This is a genomic window from Flavobacterium enshiense, assembly GCF_040750275.1.
In the GTDB taxonomy this organism is placed as follows: Bacteria; Bacteroidota; Bacteroidia; order Flavobacteriales; family Flavobacteriaceae; genus Flavobacterium; species Flavobacterium enshiense_B.
The window spans coordinates 1-292 of record NZ_JBDOCV010000037.1 but is presented as its reverse complement, the minus strand read 5'-3'; the positions used below and the strand labels follow the sequence as shown (position 1 = coordinate 292).

Annotated in this window: 1 protein-coding gene; it reads left to right on the top strand. The window is 42.8% G+C overall.

Translation table 11 applies throughout. The annotated features are described in order from the left end of the window. Positions 1–292 (top strand): PKD-like domain-containing protein (locus ABGT15_RS14700; protein WP_367232215.1); only part of this gene is annotated, 292 nt, incomplete at both ends.

Sequence of the window (292 nt, the reverse complement as noted above, 5' to 3'; positions counted from 1 at the left end):
GGATAGCATAAATATTACATTCAGCAGCACTGTTCCGGGTACTACATACACTTGGTCTGCTACAACCAGTAATATTAACAGTTCGTATCCTTCATCGGGAGACGAGACTACGATAAATCAGGCGGTACAGTTAATCGACCCTATGATTGCCGGTTCTATCACATTCGATATTTTGCCAACAGCTAACGGTTGTTCCGGTGAAGTGAAGCGTGTGGAAGTAATCGTTAATCCTATTCCAGTAATCACAGTACCAACGGTAGATGATACGGAAATTTGTACGGGAGAAACCGTT